At 65.0% G+C, this 15,678-nt stretch carries 15 protein-coding genes; 8 read left to right on the top strand and 7 right to left on the bottom strand.

Annotated features, from left to right (window positions below):
• Positions 1-25 precede the first annotated feature (25 nt).
• Positions 26-652 carry a hypothetical protein gene (locus ACODSD_RS08945; protein WP_488877206.1) on the top strand — a complete coding sequence of 209 codons (627 nt, stop codon included), beginning with the start codon at positions 26-28 and terminating at the stop codon, positions 650-652.
• Positions 653-849: 197 nt separating this feature from the next.
• Here the strand turns inward: ACODSD_RS08945 and ACODSD_RS08950 are convergent, their stop codons facing one another.
• The 3 genes from ACODSD_RS08950 to uraH all read right to left on the bottom strand — a co-directional run bounded on the left by ACODSD_RS08950 (position 850) and on the right by uraH (position 3,342).
• Entirely contained in the window at positions 850-1,299 is a 450-nt protein-coding gene (locus ACODSD_RS08950; protein ID WP_253313556.1) for a hypothetical protein, read from the bottom strand.
• A gap of 399 nt (positions 1,300-1,698) precedes the next feature.
• On the bottom strand, positions 1,699-2,955 hold the full coding sequence (locus ACODSD_RS08955) for a urate hydroxylase PuuD (RefSeq protein ID WP_488877207.1): 1,257 nt from the start codon (positions 2,953-2,955) through the stop codon (positions 1,699-1,701).
• A gap of 33 nt (positions 2,956-2,988) precedes the next feature.
• Positions 2,989-3,342, bottom strand: coding sequence for a hydroxyisourate hydrolase (gene uraH / locus ACODSD_RS08960; protein ID WP_107797751.1), 354 nt, complete (start codon positions 3,340-3,342; stop codon positions 2,989-2,991).
• A gap of 177 nt (positions 3,343-3,519) precedes the next feature.
• Between uraH and ACODSD_RS08965 the strand changes: the two genes are divergently transcribed.
• The 7 genes from ACODSD_RS08965 to ACODSD_RS08995 all read left to right on the top strand — a co-directional run bounded on the left by ACODSD_RS08965 (position 3,520) and on the right by ACODSD_RS08995 (position 9,462).
• Positions 3,520-4,260, top strand: coding sequence for a GntR family transcriptional regulator (locus ACODSD_RS08965; protein ID WP_488877208.1), 741 nt, complete (start codon positions 3,520-3,522; stop codon positions 4,258-4,260).
• 17 nt (positions 4,261-4,277) lie between these two features.
• Positions 4,278-5,216, top strand: coding sequence for an allantoinase PuuE (gene puuE / locus ACODSD_RS08970; protein ID WP_488877209.1), 939 nt, complete (start codon positions 4,278-4,280; stop codon positions 5,214-5,216).
• Positions 5,207-5,719, top strand: a complete 513-nt coding sequence (gene uraD, locus ACODSD_RS08975) for a 2-oxo-4-hydroxy-4-carboxy-5-ureidoimidazoline decarboxylase (protein WP_488877210.1) — start codon at positions 5,207-5,209, stop codon at positions 5,717-5,719. Before puuE ends, uraD begins: the two co-directional genes overlap by 10 nt.
• A gap of 24 nt (positions 5,720-5,743) precedes the next feature.
• Positions 5,744-6,361 carry a LysE family translocator gene (locus ACODSD_RS08980; RefSeq protein ID WP_488877211.1) on the top strand — a complete coding sequence of 206 codons (618 nt, stop codon included), beginning with the start codon at positions 5,744-5,746 and terminating at the stop codon, positions 6,359-6,361.
• A 47-nt stretch (positions 6,362-6,408) separates the two neighbouring features.
• A complete protein-coding gene (gene alc / locus ACODSD_RS08985; RefSeq protein WP_486636361.1) occupies positions 6,409-7,449 on the top strand; it encodes an allantoicase in 1,041 nt (346 codons plus the stop codon).
• Between the two features lie 42 nt (positions 7,450-7,491).
• Positions 7,492-7,995 carry an ureidoglycolate lyase gene (locus ACODSD_RS08990; protein WP_488877212.1) on the top strand — a complete coding sequence of 168 codons (504 nt, stop codon included), beginning with the start codon at positions 7,492-7,494 and terminating at the stop codon, positions 7,993-7,995.
• Between the two features lie 111 nt (positions 7,996-8,106).
• On the top strand, positions 8,107-9,462 hold the full coding sequence (locus ACODSD_RS08995; protein ID WP_319792913.1) for a nucleobase:cation symporter-2 family protein: 1,356 nt from the start codon (positions 8,107-8,109) through the stop codon (positions 9,460-9,462).
• A 27-nt stretch (positions 9,463-9,489) separates the two neighbouring features.
• Here the strand turns inward: ACODSD_RS08995 and ACODSD_RS09000 are convergent, their stop codons facing one another.
• From ACODSD_RS09000 to ACODSD_RS09015, 4 genes are all read right to left on the bottom strand, one after another.
• Positions 9,490-10,947 (bottom strand): diguanylate cyclase domain-containing protein, encoded by a 1,458-nt coding sequence (locus ACODSD_RS09000; protein WP_488877213.1) that lies wholly within the window; start codon positions 10,945-10,947, stop codon positions 9,490-9,492.
• 279 nt (positions 10,948-11,226) lie between these two features.
• The gene (locus tag ACODSD_RS09005; protein ID WP_488877214.1) at positions 11,227-12,927 is read right to left on the bottom strand and encodes a hydrogenase maturation protein; all 1,701 of its coding nucleotides are present in this window, start codon (positions 12,925-12,927) and stop codon (positions 11,227-11,229) included.
• A gap of 228 nt (positions 12,928-13,155) precedes the next feature.
• Positions 13,156-13,896, bottom strand: a complete 741-nt coding sequence (locus ACODSD_RS09010; RefSeq protein ID WP_107797761.1) for a LytR/AlgR family response regulator transcription factor — start codon at positions 13,894-13,896, stop codon at positions 13,156-13,158.
• Entirely contained in the window at positions 13,884-15,599 is a 1,716-nt protein-coding gene (locus ACODSD_RS09015; protein ID WP_107797762.1) for a tetratricopeptide repeat-containing response regulator, read from the bottom strand. Before ACODSD_RS09015 ends, ACODSD_RS09010 begins: the two co-directional genes overlap by 13 nt.
• Positions 15,600-15,678 lie beyond the last annotated feature (79 nt).

Genomic DNA, 15,678 nt, shown 5'->3' on the forward strand with positions numbered 1-15,678 from the left:
AGCGGACGCAGGCTGGGGGAGGCCGATGGCTTCAAAAGCGCAAAAAGAGCTGGAACTGGTGCTGCGTTTATTGCAGCGCAAGGGTTTGCACGCAGTGGACCGGCAGTCCTGGCCGCCGCCGCTGCCGGATGTGGGCGCCACCCTCAGCGACGGCCGGCGGATCGCTTTCGAAGTGACGGAAGTGCATGCGGACGAGCACTTGTTCGGCGGCGGCAAGGGCTGTCTGCGCGCCCGCGAAGTGCGCCAGGCGCAGCAGGGCGAGGACGCGGCGATCAGCGTGCCCAACGCGCCCATCGCCGCGATCAAATACCGTATCCAAGCCAAGTGCGTGAAGCGCTACGCGGCCAAGCCCGGCTATGAATTGAGCCTGCTGCTGGCGGCCAATATCCCGCAGTTCGGCGGCGTGGCCGCCACCACCCTGTTTCCCGCCTTCATCCAGGAAGCGGCGCTGACCGCCGCCACCCATCATCTGTTGGAGTCGTCCGCCTTCGAGCGCGTCTACCTGCATCTGATCCAGCCCGGCGTCTTGTACGAGTGGAGCAAGCAAGACGCCTGGGTGGAAATGGCCAAAACAACGGAGGAGGCCGTCCGTCCGCCTTTTTGGGCGGAACCCATGCTCGGCGGCGTCTGTTGGCAAGGCGGCGCGTCCTGAAGGTTAGGACGCGCGTTTTCATTCCGGCTCGTGTTTGCGGTAGCCGTCGTTCCACACACTCCTTAAGCGTGACGCGCAAGGAAAGGCGGCGGGGCTTGGTGGGTATCGCCTATCGGCTCCTCCCACCCTACAAATACCCCCGACCAAACCTCCTGCCGTAGGGTGGGTGGAGCGCAGCGATACCCACCACCAGACGCTTAGCGGTTTCGCAGGCGGATGCGGCGGAAGCGCGCTTCCAGGCTGAAGCGCTGCCCCAGCGCCAGGTAGATCTGGTGTTGGCTATCGACATGGCGGTAGACCCGGACCCGGTCGGCGCCCAGCAGCATCATGATTTCCAGATAGTTGAAGAAACCCATCCACTGACCGCGTCCAGCGCGGTCGTCAAAATCAATGTCGCGCGCCACGCGGCTGAGCAGACCTTTGCCGACGTATTCCCGATTGTCCTTCAGCCATTGCAACAGGTGAGCCGCGCATTCGCGGCCATAGGCGTGGTCGGCGAGGAGATCCTTGCTGGGCGTGGGCATTTGCCAGTAATGCGGGTAGGTGCGGCCGGGGCAGAAGCGGACGAAGGGGAGCAGCGCTTCCTGTTGTCCCAGGGCGTTCAATTTGTAGCGACGGCGCGGGGGAAAGTTTTGAGGCTGTTGCATGGTGTTTCTCCTGCTGTGACACAAGATAAACCACCTGCCGGGGAAGGCTGAGGTATTGGGCAGGCGCGTGGCAGGATTGGCGTACCGGACTGTCTCCAAACCGGCGAGTGCCATGGCACTCCCCCACCATGCGCCTGCCAAATGGCGCGGCCATGGTAAAGCAGCCTGCGCAGTTGCTGCGTAGGCCACAAAGATGGAGATGTACCGGGACGCCAATCCCGGGTGCCGCGTGTAGGCGGCAACGGGGGGATTGTTGCCGAGCGGCGGGCGGGGGTCAAGGCGAGGCGGCTTCTTCTTGATCGTTTCAAGATATCCACAGATGGGGCGGAATGGGAAAGTTATCCCCAGTCAACCCATATGGCTAAGCCGCTCGCCACTTTCAAACGGGTCGGCGTTGCGTTAGCGGCCGGGCGCCGGCCCCCATTTCGCCAGAGTCTCGCGCTCCTCCTGGGTCATCTGGGTCAAGTTGGCCAGCGGCATGTATTTGGACGCCACCGCCTGCTTGATCCGGTGCGCGTTGATGAGAATCTCCTGCGCATCGTCAAACTTCAGGCCGGCCGGCGGCGCCACGAAACCGGCCTGACTGGGCGTGGCCGAGTGACAGGAGAGGCAGCGGTTTTGAATGATGGCGTGAATCTGTCGCAGACGGGCGTCGGCCGCCGTTTGCGCCGCCGCCGGTTCAGGGGCGTCCGCCGCGGCTTGCGGCGCCGCGGGCGCGGTATTGGGCGGGGGCGGCGCGGCCAATACCGCCACGCCGACCAGCAGCAGGCCGCCCAGCGCAGGCAGCAGCGGCCGCTGGCGGCCGGAGTGGCGCAGCACGAAGTATTGGCGGATCAGCGCGCCGGACAGGATGAACAGCACCATGATCAGCCAGGCGTGGCGGCTGCCGAAGGTGAAGGCGTAGTGGTTGCTGATCATCAGGAACACCACCGGCAGCGTGAAATAGGTGTTGTGCACCGAGCGCTGCTTGCCGCGCAGCCCATCCAGCGGATTGGGTTTGTCGCCGGCCTGGATGGCGCGCACCATGCGGCGCTGACCGGGGATGATCCAGAACAGGACATTGGCCGACATGCAGGTGGCCATGACCGCGCCGGTGATCAGGAAGGCGGCGCGGCCCTGGAAGATGTGGCTGCTGGCGTAGGCCGCCAGCGCCATCAGCAGCGCCACGGCCAGGCTGAGCGCGCCGTCGCGGTTCATGTCCGGGCTGATGCGGCGGCAGAGCTGATCGTAGGCCAGCCAGCCGCCCAAGAGGAAGGCGACGGCGATTAAGGCGGCCGCGCCGCCGGACAAGGCCGCCGCCCAGGCCCAGGGGCTGGCGGGGTTGACCAGGTAGAAGGCGGGATTGAGCAGGTAGAGCAGGGAGAACAGGCCAAAGCCGGACAGCCAGGTGGCGTAGGATTTCCAGAATGACCAGTGCAGTTTGTCGTCCAGCGGGAAGGGCGGTTGGCCCAGGTATTTCTGGTTATGGTAAAAGCCGCCGCCGTGTACGGCGAACATCTCGCCGTGCAGGCCGCGCCGGGCATCGGCGGCGGCGGGCGGCGACAGGCTGTTGTCCAGCATGACAAAGTAAATCGATTCGCCTATCCAGGCGATGGCGGCGATCACGTGCAACCAGCGCAGCAGCAGGTTGCCCAGCTCCAGCAGGTAGTTTTCCATGGCGAGGTTTCCGGGTGGGGGACGGGAACAGCGTCAACTGCCGCGGTAGGTGGAATAGCTCCACGGCGTCAGGACCAGCGGCACATGGAAGTTTTCGTCCGCCTTGGCGACGCCGAAGCGCAGCAGCACCTGATCTAGAAAGCGCGGTTCTGGCAGCTTCACGCCTTGGGCGGCGAAGTAATCGCCGGCATGGAACAGCAGTTCGTACACGCCGGCGCGCAGTTGCTCGCCTTCCAGCAGCGGACGTTCGCAGCGGCCGTCGCTGTTGGTCGTCGCCTCGGCCAGCAACAGCCGTTGTTCTCCGTCCAGCCGGTACAACTGGCAGCGCACGCCCGCCGCCGGCTTGCCGTGCATGGTGTCCAGCACATGGGTGGTCAATTTGCCCACGGTTGTTTCTCCTTTGTTGTGCGGCCCGATCTGGCGGACCTGTTGTCGATCTTGTTGTTCGCGATGGCGATTTAAAATTGTCGACAATTTGTGTTGACGATAGTGTTTGCCAACGACAATAATTGTCAACAAAATTCTGAAGGCATAGAGCGGGATATGGAAATACCGGGAGAGGACATGTTGCATTCCGCTAACGGAACGCAGGCCGCGGCGCCCAGAGCGTCCACCTTGGTGGGCGACGGCGCGCCGAGCAATGACGCCGATCGCTTGTACTGGGAAATCTTCGACGCGGTGATAGACCAGCGCTTATTGCCGGGGGTCAAGCTGACCGAGGCGGTGCTGTGCGACGCCTTTCAATGCTCGCGAAGCAGCGCCCGCAGCGCGCTGGCTCAGCTGGCGCATGACAAGATCGTCGACATCCTGCCCAACCGCGGCGCTTTCGTCGCCAAGCCGGACGAGAAGGAAACCCGCGATGTGTTCGAGGCGCGGCGCATGGTGGAGGCGGCGATTCTGGACAAGCTGCTGGCCTTGCCCGATCTGGCCGAGCGCCTGCCGCCGATGCGGCGCATGGTGGCCGACGAGCGCGCGGCTTTCGAGCGCGGCGACCGGGTCAGCTGGATCCGTCTGTCCAACGCCTTCCATGTGCAGCTAGCGCGGCTGGCCGACAACGAGGTATTGACCGAGTTGATGCACGGCCTGTGTTCGCGCACTTCGCTGATCATCGCTTTGTACGATGTGCCCGGCCGCAGCGCTTGTTCCTTCGACGAGCATGAGGCGATTCTGGCGCGGCTGGAGGCCGGGGACCGCGCCGGCGCGGCGGCGGCGATGCACCATCATCTAGAGGATTGCGAGCGGCGGATGAAGGTGGAAACCCACACCCATTTGGACCCGTGGACGGTGTTCAATCTTAAGCGCTGACAGCGGGAAGGATGGCCATGCAGGCGGATTATCCACGCGATTTGATCGGCTACGGCCGCGATCTGCCGGAGGCCAATTGGCCGGGCGCGGCGCGCATCGCCGTGCAGTTCGTGCTCAATTACGAGGAAGGCGGCGAGAGTTGCGTGTTGCACGGCGACGCCGGCTCCGAGCAGTTCTTGTCGGAAATCATCGGCGCGGAGGCCTACCCGGCGCGGCATCTGTCGATGGAGTCGATTTACGAGTACGGTTCGCGCGCCGGGGTGTGGCGCATTCTGCGCGAGTTTGAGCGGCGCGGCCTGCCCTTGACGGTGTTCGGCGTCGGCATGGCTTTGGAGCGGCATCCGGAACTGGCCGGCGCGCTGGCGGAGCTGGGCCACGAGATCGCCGGCCACGGCTATCGCTGGTTGCATTATCAGCAGGTGGACGAAGCGGTGGAGCGCGAGCACATGCGGCGCTGCGTGGAGGCGATCCGTCGTTTGACCGGCCAGCGTCCGTCCGGCTGGTACACCGGCCGCGACAGCCCCAATACGCGCCGGCTGGTGGCGGACGACGGCGGCTTTCTCTACGACTCCGATTACTACGGCGACGATTTGCCGTTCTGGACCCTGGTGCGACGCAGCGACGGCGGCGAGCAGCCGCATCTGATCGTGCCTTACGCGCTGGACACCAACGATATGCGCTTCGCTACCGCGCAGGGCTTCAATACCGGCGAGCATTTTTTCAGCTATCTGAAAGACGCGTTCGACGTGCTTTACGCCGAAGGGGCGGACAAGCCGCGCATGTTGTCGGTGGGTCTGCATTGCCGCTTGATCGGCCGGCCCGGCCGCTTTGCCGGCCTGTGTCGTTTTCTCGATTATCTGGAGCGTCATCCGCGGGTATGGATCTGCCGGCGGCTGGACATCGCCCGGCATTGGCGGGAGACGCATCCTTTCACCGGAGAGCGGCCATGTCCTTGACGCTGGAACGCATCAACGCCCTGCCGACGGAGCAGTTCGTCACCGCGCTGGGCTGTGTTTTCGAACACTCGCCGTGGGTGGCGGCGCAGGCTGCCGGCCTGAGGCCGTTCGCCAGCGTGGCGGATCTGCACGGCTGCATGCGGCGGCAGGTGGAGGAGGCGGGCGTGGAGGCGCAATTGAAACTGATCCGCGCCCACCCGGAGCTAGCCGGCAAGGCCGCGCTACGCGGGGAGTTGACCGCCGAATCCGCCGCCGAGCAAGGCGGCGCCGGCCTGGATCAGTGTTCGCCGCAGGAACTGGAGTTGTTGCGGCGGCTGAACGCTGACTACCGGGCCCGTTTCGGTTTTCCCTTTATCCTGGCGGTGCGCGGCTATGGGCGCGCCGGCGTCATCGCCGAGTTCCAGCGGCGGCTGGCTGCCGAGCCGGAGGCGGAACGGCTGGCCTGTTTGCAGCAAATCTATCGGATCGCCGGCCTGCGCTTGGCCGAACTGATTTCTTCCTGATCCCGCGACTAGACCGGAGCCGCCATGTCCAGCCAGATTCTCGTCATGTACTTGTTGTCCATCCTGGTGGTGATCGCCGTGCCCGGCCCCCTGTCGCTGTTCATGGTCGCCACCAGCGCCGAGCATGGCCTGTTGCGCGCCTGGCCGGCGTTTGCCGGCGGCGTGCTGGCGTCTTTGTCGCTGCTGCTTTTGTCCGCCTTGGGCGTGGGCGCGCTGATTCTGGCCTCTCCCGGTCTGTTCTCCGTCCTGCAGACGCTGGGGGCCGGCTATCTGCTGTGGCTGGGTTTCAAGACCTGGCGCGGCGCCGGCCGGACCGCGGCGGCTCAGGGCAGCCGAAAGGCGGCGCCGGCGCAATGGTTTTCCCATGCTTTTCTGCTGGGCATCAGCAATCCCAAGGACATCGCTTTTTTCGTGGCGCTGCTGCCGCAGTTCATCAACGCCCAAGCGCCGCTGGCGCCGCAACTGGGCTGGATGGCGGCCGGCTGGGTGGCGATCGATTTATCGTGCAAGACCGCGTACGGCCTGTTGGCGGAGCTGTTCTTCCAGCGTCTGGCGGTACTGCGGCTCGTCTTCCTGAAGGTTTCGGCCTTGTTTTTTCTCGCCTTGGGGCTGGCGCTGATTTGGAGCCGGCTGGCGGCATGAACGGCGTACGGCGCGCGCGCCGACGTCATTGATAAGGAGAAAGTCTGATGGCGCTTGTCAATCACCCGGCGGGAACGGCGCTGCACGCCCCGGCGGTCGAGGTGCCGGAGTTCGCCCGGCGTTACGCCAATCTGGCCGCGGCGGATTTCGGCGCGAGGGTCCTGGCCTGTTCCGATCAGTGGTTCGCCGCGGCGGAACGGATGCTGCAAGCGTCCGAGCCGGTGTTCATCGTCGGCGAGTTCGACGATCACGGCAAATGGATGGACGGCTGGGAAACCCGCCGCCGCCGCAACGGCGGCTACGACCACGCGGTGATCAAGCTGGGCCTGCCCGGGGTGATCAAGGGGCTGGATATCGATACCAGCCACTTCAGCGGCAACTACCCGCCGGCGGCCTCGGTGGACGCCTGCCGTTCGGCCGGCGATCCGGATGAAGACAGCGAGTGGGTGGAAATCCTGCCGGCGACCTCCTTGGGCGCCAGCGCTCATCATTTCATCGCCATCGACGATGCGCGCGATTGGACCCATCTGCGTTTGAATATTTACCCGGACGGCGGCGTGGCGCGTTTCCGCGTCTACGGCCAGCCCGCCTGCGACTGGGCGCGGCAGGACCCGGCCGCGCTGCATGAGGTGTCGGCGCTGGAAAAGGGCGGCCGCATCGTCGCCTATAACGACGCCCATTTCGGCGTGCCCTTCCGGCTGATCATGCCGGGGCGCGGTGTGAATATGGGCGACGGCTGGGAAACCCGCCGCCGCCGAGAGCCGGGCAACGACTGGTGCATCGTCGAGCTGGGACATGCGGCGCTGGTGGACAGCATCGAAGTCGACACCGCGCATTTCAAGGGCAATTACCCGGATCGGGTCTCGGTGCAGGCGGCTTACGTCCGTCATGGCACCGATCAATCCATTGTGACCCAAGCCATGTTTTGGGAACACTTGTTGCCGGAGCAGAAAACCGAGATGGACCGGCAGCATTTTTACGACAAGACCATGCTGCGCGATCTGGGCGCGGTCACCCATGTGCGGCTGAACATCTTCCCGGACGGCGGGGTCAGCCGGCTGCGGATTTGGGGACGGCTGGCGGATTGAGCCGCTCGCCCTTGCCGACGGCGTTCTGTTGAGGAGCGAGGCATGAGGATTCTAAGCTTGGAACCGTTGACCAAACAGGCGTTCGCCCCGTTTGGCGATGTGATCGAAATCGACGGCAGCGATTGGTTTCCCATCAATCATGGCAGCACTCGCCGCTATCACCGGCTGGGCCTGGTGGAGGCCGGCGGCGGCCAGCCCGGCATCAGCATGGCGCGCGGCGACGCGCATGGCCTGCCGTTGGAGATCCGCATGCTGGAACGGCATCCGCTGGGCAGCCAGGCCTTCATTCCCTGCAGCGGCGCCGCCTGCGTGGTGGTGGTGGCGCCGGCAGGCATGGGCGACCGTCCGGACGAAGACCGGATCCGCGCCTTCCTGGCGCGCGGGGATCAGGGGGTCAACTACCACCGCGGCACCTGGCACCACCCGCTGACTTGTCTGGAGCAGGTGGGCGATTTCATTCTGCTGGACCGCATCGGCGCCGGCGACAACTGCGACGAGGCCGTCTTGTCGCGCCCCTGCCTGATCAAACCGGGCGGCGCGGGCTGAGCCTGCGCCGCCTTCCCTTATTTGCTGTCAAGGAGTCGATTGTGTAATACCCGCAAGTCGCCAGGACCGCGTGTTTGAAAAAGCGGCCCGGCATCTACCAAGGAGACGAGCATGGATGGCAAGCAGACGGTGCACCCGGTGGATCAGCCCCTGCCGGCAGGCAAGCTGTTCACCCTGGGCCTGCAGCATGTGTTGGTGATGTACGCCGGCGCGGTGGCGGTGCCGCTGATCATCGGCGGTTCCCTGGGCTTGCCCAAGGAGCAGATCGCGTTCTTGATCAGCGCCGATTTATTCTGTTGCGGGCTGGTGACGCTATTGCAGTGCGTGGGCTTCCGCAGTCTGGGCATCCGGCTGCCGGTCATCATGGCGGTGACTTTCGCCGCCGTGGGCCCGATGGTGGCCATTGGCGGCAACCCGGCGCTGGGCCTGCCCGGCATCTTCGGCGCCACTATCGGCGCCGGGGTGCTCAGCCTGTTGCTGGTGCCGCTGATGGGGCGCTTGATCGGCCTGTTTCCGCCGCTGGTCACCGGGGTGGTGATCACGTCCATCGGCCTGTCCATCATCCGCGTCGGCATAGACTGGGCCGCCGGCGGCAGGGGCAACCCGGATTACGGCCATCCGCTTTATCTGGGGGTGTCGGTGGCGGTGCTGGTGTTCATCCTCTTGATCACCCGCTATCTGAAAGGCTTTTTCTGCAATATCGCGGTGTTGCTGGGTTTGCTGTTCGGCTTTGTCCTGGCCTTGCTGCTGGGCAAGGTCAATTTGGGCGGCCTGGGCGAGGCGGCCTGGTTCGCGCCCATTGCGCCCTTCCGTTTCGGCATGCCGCGTTTTGAGCTGTGGTCCATCCTGACGCTGACCGTGGTGATGCTGATCATCTTCGTGGAGTCCATGGGCATGTTTCTGGCGCTGGGGGAGATCGTGGAGCGTCCGGTGGACAGGGCGGCCTTGGTGCGCGGTCTGCGGGTGGACGCGCTGGGCACGGTGATCGGCGGTCTGTTCAATTCCTTCCCGCATACCTCGTTTTCCCAGAACGTCGGCCTGGTGGGCGTCACCGGGGTCAGCAGCCGCTGGGTGTGCGTGATGGCCGGCGGCATCCTGGTGGTGTTTGGCCTGGTGCCCAAGATGTCGCTGATCGTGGCCTCGATTCCGCCCTTTGTGCTGGGCGGGGCCGGCCTGGTGATGTTCGGCATGGTGCTGGCCACCGGCATCAAGATTCTGGGCAAGGTGGACTATCAGACGCAGCGGCATAATCTGCTGGTGGTGGCCATCAGCCTGGGCCTGGGCATGATTCCCACGGTGTCGCCCGGTTTTTTCCGGCAGCTGCCGGAGGTGCTGGCGCCGCTGCTGCACAGCGGCATCCTGTTGGCCACGGTCAGCGCGGTGGCGCTGAATGTCTGGTTCAACGGCCTGGCGCGGCCGCGGGAGACGGCGTCGTCAGGCGTCGCGCTTGGGGAGGCCGCGCATTAGCGGGGGCGGGGTTGCGGCGGCCTGGGATCAGGCCGTCTCGGCGCCCGCCGCCGCGATCTCGCGCTTGTCGCCGTACATTTTGCGGTCCGCCACCGTCAGCAGCTCGTCGATCAACAAGCCGTCCTCCGGGTAATAGGCGATGCCGATGCTGACGCCCACCGTGATCAGGTTATCGTTGACCTCGTAGGGCTGATGAATCACCTGTTTCAGGCGATTGACGATTTTGTCCGCCTCGCGGTTGGATTCTATGTCTTCCATCAGCACCACGAACTCATCGCCGCCCAGCCGCGCCACCGTGTCTTCGCCGCGCAATTCTTCCTTGATGCGGGCGGCGATCAGTTGCAGGATGCGGTCGCCGGTGATGTGGCCGTAGGTGTCGTTCACCGGTTTGAAGCGATCCAGATCCAGGAACAGCAAGGCCAGCCGCTTGCCGCTGCGGTCCACCCGCGAGATGGCGTGTTGCAGCCGGTCGTAGAACAGATTGCGGTTGGCCAGGCCGGTCAGACGGTCGTGATTGGCCAGGTAGAACAGTTGGTTTTCGCGCTGGCGACGTCCGTGCGCCAGTTGCAGATAGTGGTGCGACACTAGCAGCAGGCCGGCCAGCAAGGCCAGCGACAGGAATAGCAGCATGCCCCATTCAAACGCGCCTATCTGCCGCCAGCCCAGTTGCTGGCTGATGGTGAGCAAGAGCGGCTGGCTGGCGCCGCCCAACGGATGGCGGGCTTCCAGCCGGGGGAAGAGCAGGGTTTCCAGGGCGCTGGCACGTGCCGCGTCGCGCAGCAGGGTGGGCGGGCCGGGCGGCGGGTCGTTGCGGTGGAACAGGCGCACTTCCACGCCCTCGCGCAGCGCCAGCGGGCTGGGCAGCAGGCTGTCGGCGCGTATCGCCATGGCGGCGAAGTGGGCCGGCGCCAGCGGGGCGGCCAGCGGTTTGCTCAGCATATCGTCCATGGTGCGGATCAGCAGATAGCCGGCCGGCAGGCCGGGCAACTTGATCTGACTGGAGATTTCCATCCGTCCGCTTTCCAGCGCGTTCTGAAGGGCTTGGCGCGCGGCTTGCAGCCGGCCCAGGTCCGCGGCCAGCAGGCCGGGCTGGGGCATGGGTTCGATGAAGGCGAGCGGGAACAGGCCGAAGCGGCCTTCCCAGCCGTCGCCGCTGGCGGCGGGCAGGGGCAGCGCCTGGCCGTACAGCTGCTTCAAGCGTTGTCTGAACATCGGCAATTGGCCGGGACTGATGCGTTCGATATGCCCCAGCCACTGGATCTGGGGATAACGGCGCAGCAGTTGCCGGGCCAGCCTTTTCTCGGACGGCAGGCTCCAGCTGCGGTCCAGCGTGCTGAAGGTGGCGTAGCTGTCCAGCACGGTTTCATGGCTTTGCAGTTTTTGATTGAGCTGTTCGGACAGCAGCAGGGCGTCGCGGTTGAATTGCTGCTCCGCGCCCAGCAGCGCGTGACTGGCGACCGACAGGGCCACTAGCGCACTCAGCACCAGCCATATCGCGATGCATCCTGCATAAACCAGCCGTGTCCGCATGTAGCAACCGTAGGAAGGGGGAAAGAGGGGATGACAGATTTTATAAGAAGGAGCGGCTATTTTTTAGCTTTGACTGATGAAAAAGCGGGTTTTAAGTAGTTGTACGTAAAACAATACTGTGGTTTTTCGGGATGAGATTGAAATCAAACGGCCCGCCAGGGCGGGCCGTTTGGGCGTTGAAGAGACGGGGCTTTGCTCTTTGAAGGCTGTTTTAAAGCGCTGTCTCGCCGTTGCTCAGCGCGCCTGCGCCCAGTCGGCGATCAGGCGTTGCGGCGTGCCGCAGGCTTTGCGCTTGAGCACGAAGTTGCGGCATTTTTCCAGGAACTGGCCGCGGTTTTCCACCATGTCCTGGCGCATCTCCAGCAGCTCGGTCTGGCGGCAGCGCTCCATGCGCTCCAGATCCAGCTCGGCCTTGCGCGCGCGCTGCGGGCGGAAGCGGTCGTCGCTCAGCGCCAGTCCGGCGGCCTGCCGCAGCCAGACGCCGAAGTCGTGCGGGTCGTGCGGGCCGATGTCGTGGACCATGCCCAGACGCCAGGCTTCGCGCGCGCTCAGCGGCAGGCAGGCTTCGGTCAGCTGCCGGGCCTGTTCCTCGCCCACCGCGCGCGGCAGGCTGTAGGTCCAGTATTCCGAGCCGTACAGGCCCATGGTCTTGTAGTGCGGGTTGAGCACCACGCCGCCGCGGGCGAACACCAGATCGGCGGCCAGGGCCAGCATCACGCCGCCGGCGCCGGCGTTGCCGGTCAGGCCGGACACCACCAGCTGCCGCGCGGTCAGCATTTCCTGGCAGACGTCGTCTATGGCCTGGATATTGGCCCAGGCTTCCAGCCCCGGTTCCGGCGCGGCCTGGATCACGTTGAGGTGGACGCCGTTGCTGAAGCTGCCGCGGCCGCCGCGCACCAGCAGCACGCTGGTGTCCTGGGCCTTGGCCCAGCGCAGGGCCTCGCTCAGCCGTCGGCATTGCTCGGTGCTCATCGCGCCGTTGTAGAACTCGAAGGTCAGCTCGCCGACGCGGCCGTATTCGCGGTAGCGGATGGGCTGATAGCTTTCCTCGCAGTGAGGATGGGTGGCGAGGCTCCAGTCCAGCCGCGGCACGTCGTCCAGCAAGCCGGCCAACACATGGCGCGCCGGGCGTTTGAAGGTTTCTTCGCCGGCCTCCGGCTTGCGGCGCAGCGCGCCCAGCCACAGGCTGTGCTCGCCGGCGCCTACCAGCACGGCGTCGTCGTGCACCGCCAGCAGTTGGCCAGGCTGGCCGGCGCGGTAGTCCAGATGGGCGTCGTAGACGTAGTAGTCGCCGCCGGCCAGTTGCGTCAGCACGCCGGGCTGACCGTCGGCGGCGTCGATGCGGCGCTTGATCTCGGCGGCGGGCTGTTGCCACAGGAAGGCGCGGTCGCTTTGCCGCATATTGGCTTGCAGCCGGCCGCGCACATGCGCTTGGCCGTAGTCCAACGGCGCGGGCTTGAAGCCGGTGCCGAACTTCTCCACCACGTCGCGGATGCAATACAGGGCGGCGTCGCTGACCGGGCCGTTGTAGAGCTCGGATTTGCGCACGTCCGGCGGCATGTCGAATTCGCAGCTGGACCAGATCGGGCCGGCGTCCATTTCCTCCACCGCCTGCAGCGCGGTGACGCCCCAGCGTTTTTCCCGCAGCGTGATGGCCCAGTCCAGCGCCGAGGCGCCGCGGTCGCCGACGATGCCGGGGTGGATGATGACCACCGGCCGGCTGGCGTCGCGCCACAGGGTTTCCGGCACCCGGTCCTTGAGGAAGGGGCAGATGACGAGATCGGCGCCGGATCGCTGGATGTTGGCGCTGACTTCCTGTTCATTGGTGAACAGCTGCACGCTGACTTGGTGACCGGACTGGCGCAATTCCAGCCAGGCGCGCTGGGTGAGTCCGTTGAACGCCGACGACAACAAGATGATTTTCAATGACCGCATGACCGCTCCTTGCCCAAAAATGAATGTATGGCCGGCGGCGGGACGCTGCCGCGCGAACCGTGCGCATGGGCGAGGATGATAGTTTTAGTTCTGATAATGACAAATGACTAAAGTCAAGCTTGATGCGATTGAAAATCAGAACGCAGCTTTCTGCCATCAATGATTACAGATGCTTTGGTTTTATGATCTGTATATATGGCGACGGCGCGCGGGGAGGGAAGGGCGTGCCTAGTCCTGCTGGTGCAGGCATTGCTTGATGCCGGCCAGCTGCCGCCGGCTGACCGGCAGAGGCTGGCCGATATCGGCCAGGCGCACCTGCCATTGTTCCTCGCCGTCCGCGCTGGCGCGGAACAGCTCGCGCAGCGCGTGGCGCATCACCAAGCAATTGCGGTGGATGCGCACGGCGGCGTCGCCCAGCCGCTGTTCCAGCGCGATCAGGGTTTCGTCCAGCAGGTATTCCGCGTCCGGGGTCACCAGGGTGACGTATTTGAGTTCGGCCTTGAGGTAGCGGGCCTGGGAGAAGGGGATGGGCAGCAGGCGGTCGCGCTGGCGCACGGTGAAGCTGGCTTCCGGCTGCGGCGCATCGCCGCGCTGGCGGCCGGCGCGCTCCAGCGCCTGACGCAGGCGTTCGCGCCGCACCGGCTTGAGCAGGTAGTCTATGGCCTCCAGTTCGAAGGCGCTGACCGCGTACTGTTCATGGGCGGTGGTGAAGATCAGCTGAGGCGCCAGCGGCTGGCGCCGCAGTTGCTGAGCCAGTTCCAGGCCGGAAACGCCGGGCATGGAGATGTCGGCCAGCACGATGTCGGCCGGGTTTTGCGCCAGCCAGCTCATGGCCTGGCGGCTGTCGGTCAGGCAGTAAACATGCTGCAGGCCTTGCTCGCGCAGCAGTTGGCGCAGGCGCTCGCAGGCCAGCGGTTCGTCGTCCACCACCAGCGCGCGCCAATCTTGCCAGGGGCTTACAGCACCCATTGCGGCTTGCCCAGCTTTTCCACCAGCATGCGCCAGGCTTGCAGGATTTTCTGGAACTTGTTGTTGGTGGGGGCGAGGTCGCGCACCTTGCTCAGCATGTCGTGGGCGCGGCGCATATGGCTTTCGTGCCAGCCCTGGCGGTGGACGTAGGCCATGGTGGCGTTGATCAGGTTGAGCATGACCTGGATGTTTTGCGGCATTTCCTCGTGGGCTTTGACGAAGCGCTCGATGGCGGAGTCGAATTGCCCGGCCTGGGCTTCGCGCACCGCCTGGTTGTTGAGTTCCAGCACCGATTGCACATTGTCGGCGATCAGCTGGCGGCCGTCCTCACCCAGGCCCACTTCTTCGAACATGTCGCCGAAGCGCGCCAGCAGTTCCTCGTCGTCGTGATGGTTGCGCACCAGATCGCGCATCACGCTGTTGCCGGCGTCCTTGTGGCCCTGGGCGTAGCAGGCGCGGGCGAACTCCATCTGCGCGTCGCTGCTGAGTTTGGGCGCCAGCTGGCGGAATTTGGTCTCGGCGTCGCTAAACAACTGACGCGCCTTGTCGCGGTTGCCCTTTTTGTTTTGCAGCTGGCTGTCCACCACGCCGGCCATCCATTCGCCTTCTTCGTTGTAGCGGTAGTCGCGGCGCAGATTGGACAGGGTGCGGCCGACGTTGGCGGTGTCGCCGCGCGCCAGTTGCACCCGCGCCAGCGCGGCGTAGTGGGTGGGGCTGCGGTGCCAGGTGTATTTGGCGATGTCCAGCGTGGTCTGGCAGGCGCCTTCCGCCACTTCCAGCTGATTATTGAGCAGGGCCACTTCCGCCAGCTGCTGCTGGCGGCGGAACACCACCGGCGAGATGTCGGTGGCCTGTTTCAAGGTGGCCTGGGCTTCGTCCAGATTGTGGTTGCTGCGGTAGAGCTTGGCCAGCCAGTCGTAGGCTTCCATCACCCGGTCGTTGTCGGTGAGCACCTCTTCGAACAGCAGCCGCGCCTCGTCGTAGGCTTTCAGCCCGGTCAGCGATTTGGCCAGGCCCATCTTGGCCCAGGGCACCGGCTTGATGCGCAGCACGTCCATGTACAGGGAACGCGCGCTGTCGAAGTCGCCTATCTTCAGCGCCAGCGAGCCCTTGAGCTTCATGAAGTCCAGCGTGAATTCGCCGCGCTCGCCGATCAGGCGCGTGCAGACTTCGATGGCGCTCAGGTATTCGTGGCGCATGATGGCCTCGTCCACCAGACGGAAGGCTTCGCGGCGGCGCATCGCCTTTTCCAGCCGCTCGCGCAGCACTTCGCCGGTGAAGGGTTTGAGCAGGTAGTCGTCGGGCCCCAGTTCCGCGGCGGAGATCACGCGCTGGGAGCGGCGCTCGCCGGTGACGATCATGAACACGCAGGACTGCTTGATCAGATTGCGTTCCTTGACCTCTTCGAACAGGTAGAGGCCGTCGTAGCCGTTGCCCAGATCGTAGTCGCACAGCACCACGTCGAACTCGTACTTGCCCATCTTGGCCAGCGCGTCGCCGGCCTTGCTGGCGTACTCCACCTTGTCAGCGCCGAAGGAGGAAAGGGTCATCGCCAGCGCGCGCTGCATTTCCGGCAGGCTGTCTATGATCAGGAACAGACGCTTGCTGTACGGATCGTCGTAGCTTTTCCGCGGCGCGGCGCCGGTCTTGCTGGCGGCGGCGACGCTCTGGAAGGTGGTCGAGTTGGTGTTGGCTGTGCTCATCTCGCTATCTTTGACGATTCTCCGCAAACTGTCATCAGTGCGACTTACAAAAATCGCTCAAGCGGCCGCCGCCGCGGCG

Source organism: Chromobacterium sp. FG22 (genome assembly GCF_057809415.1).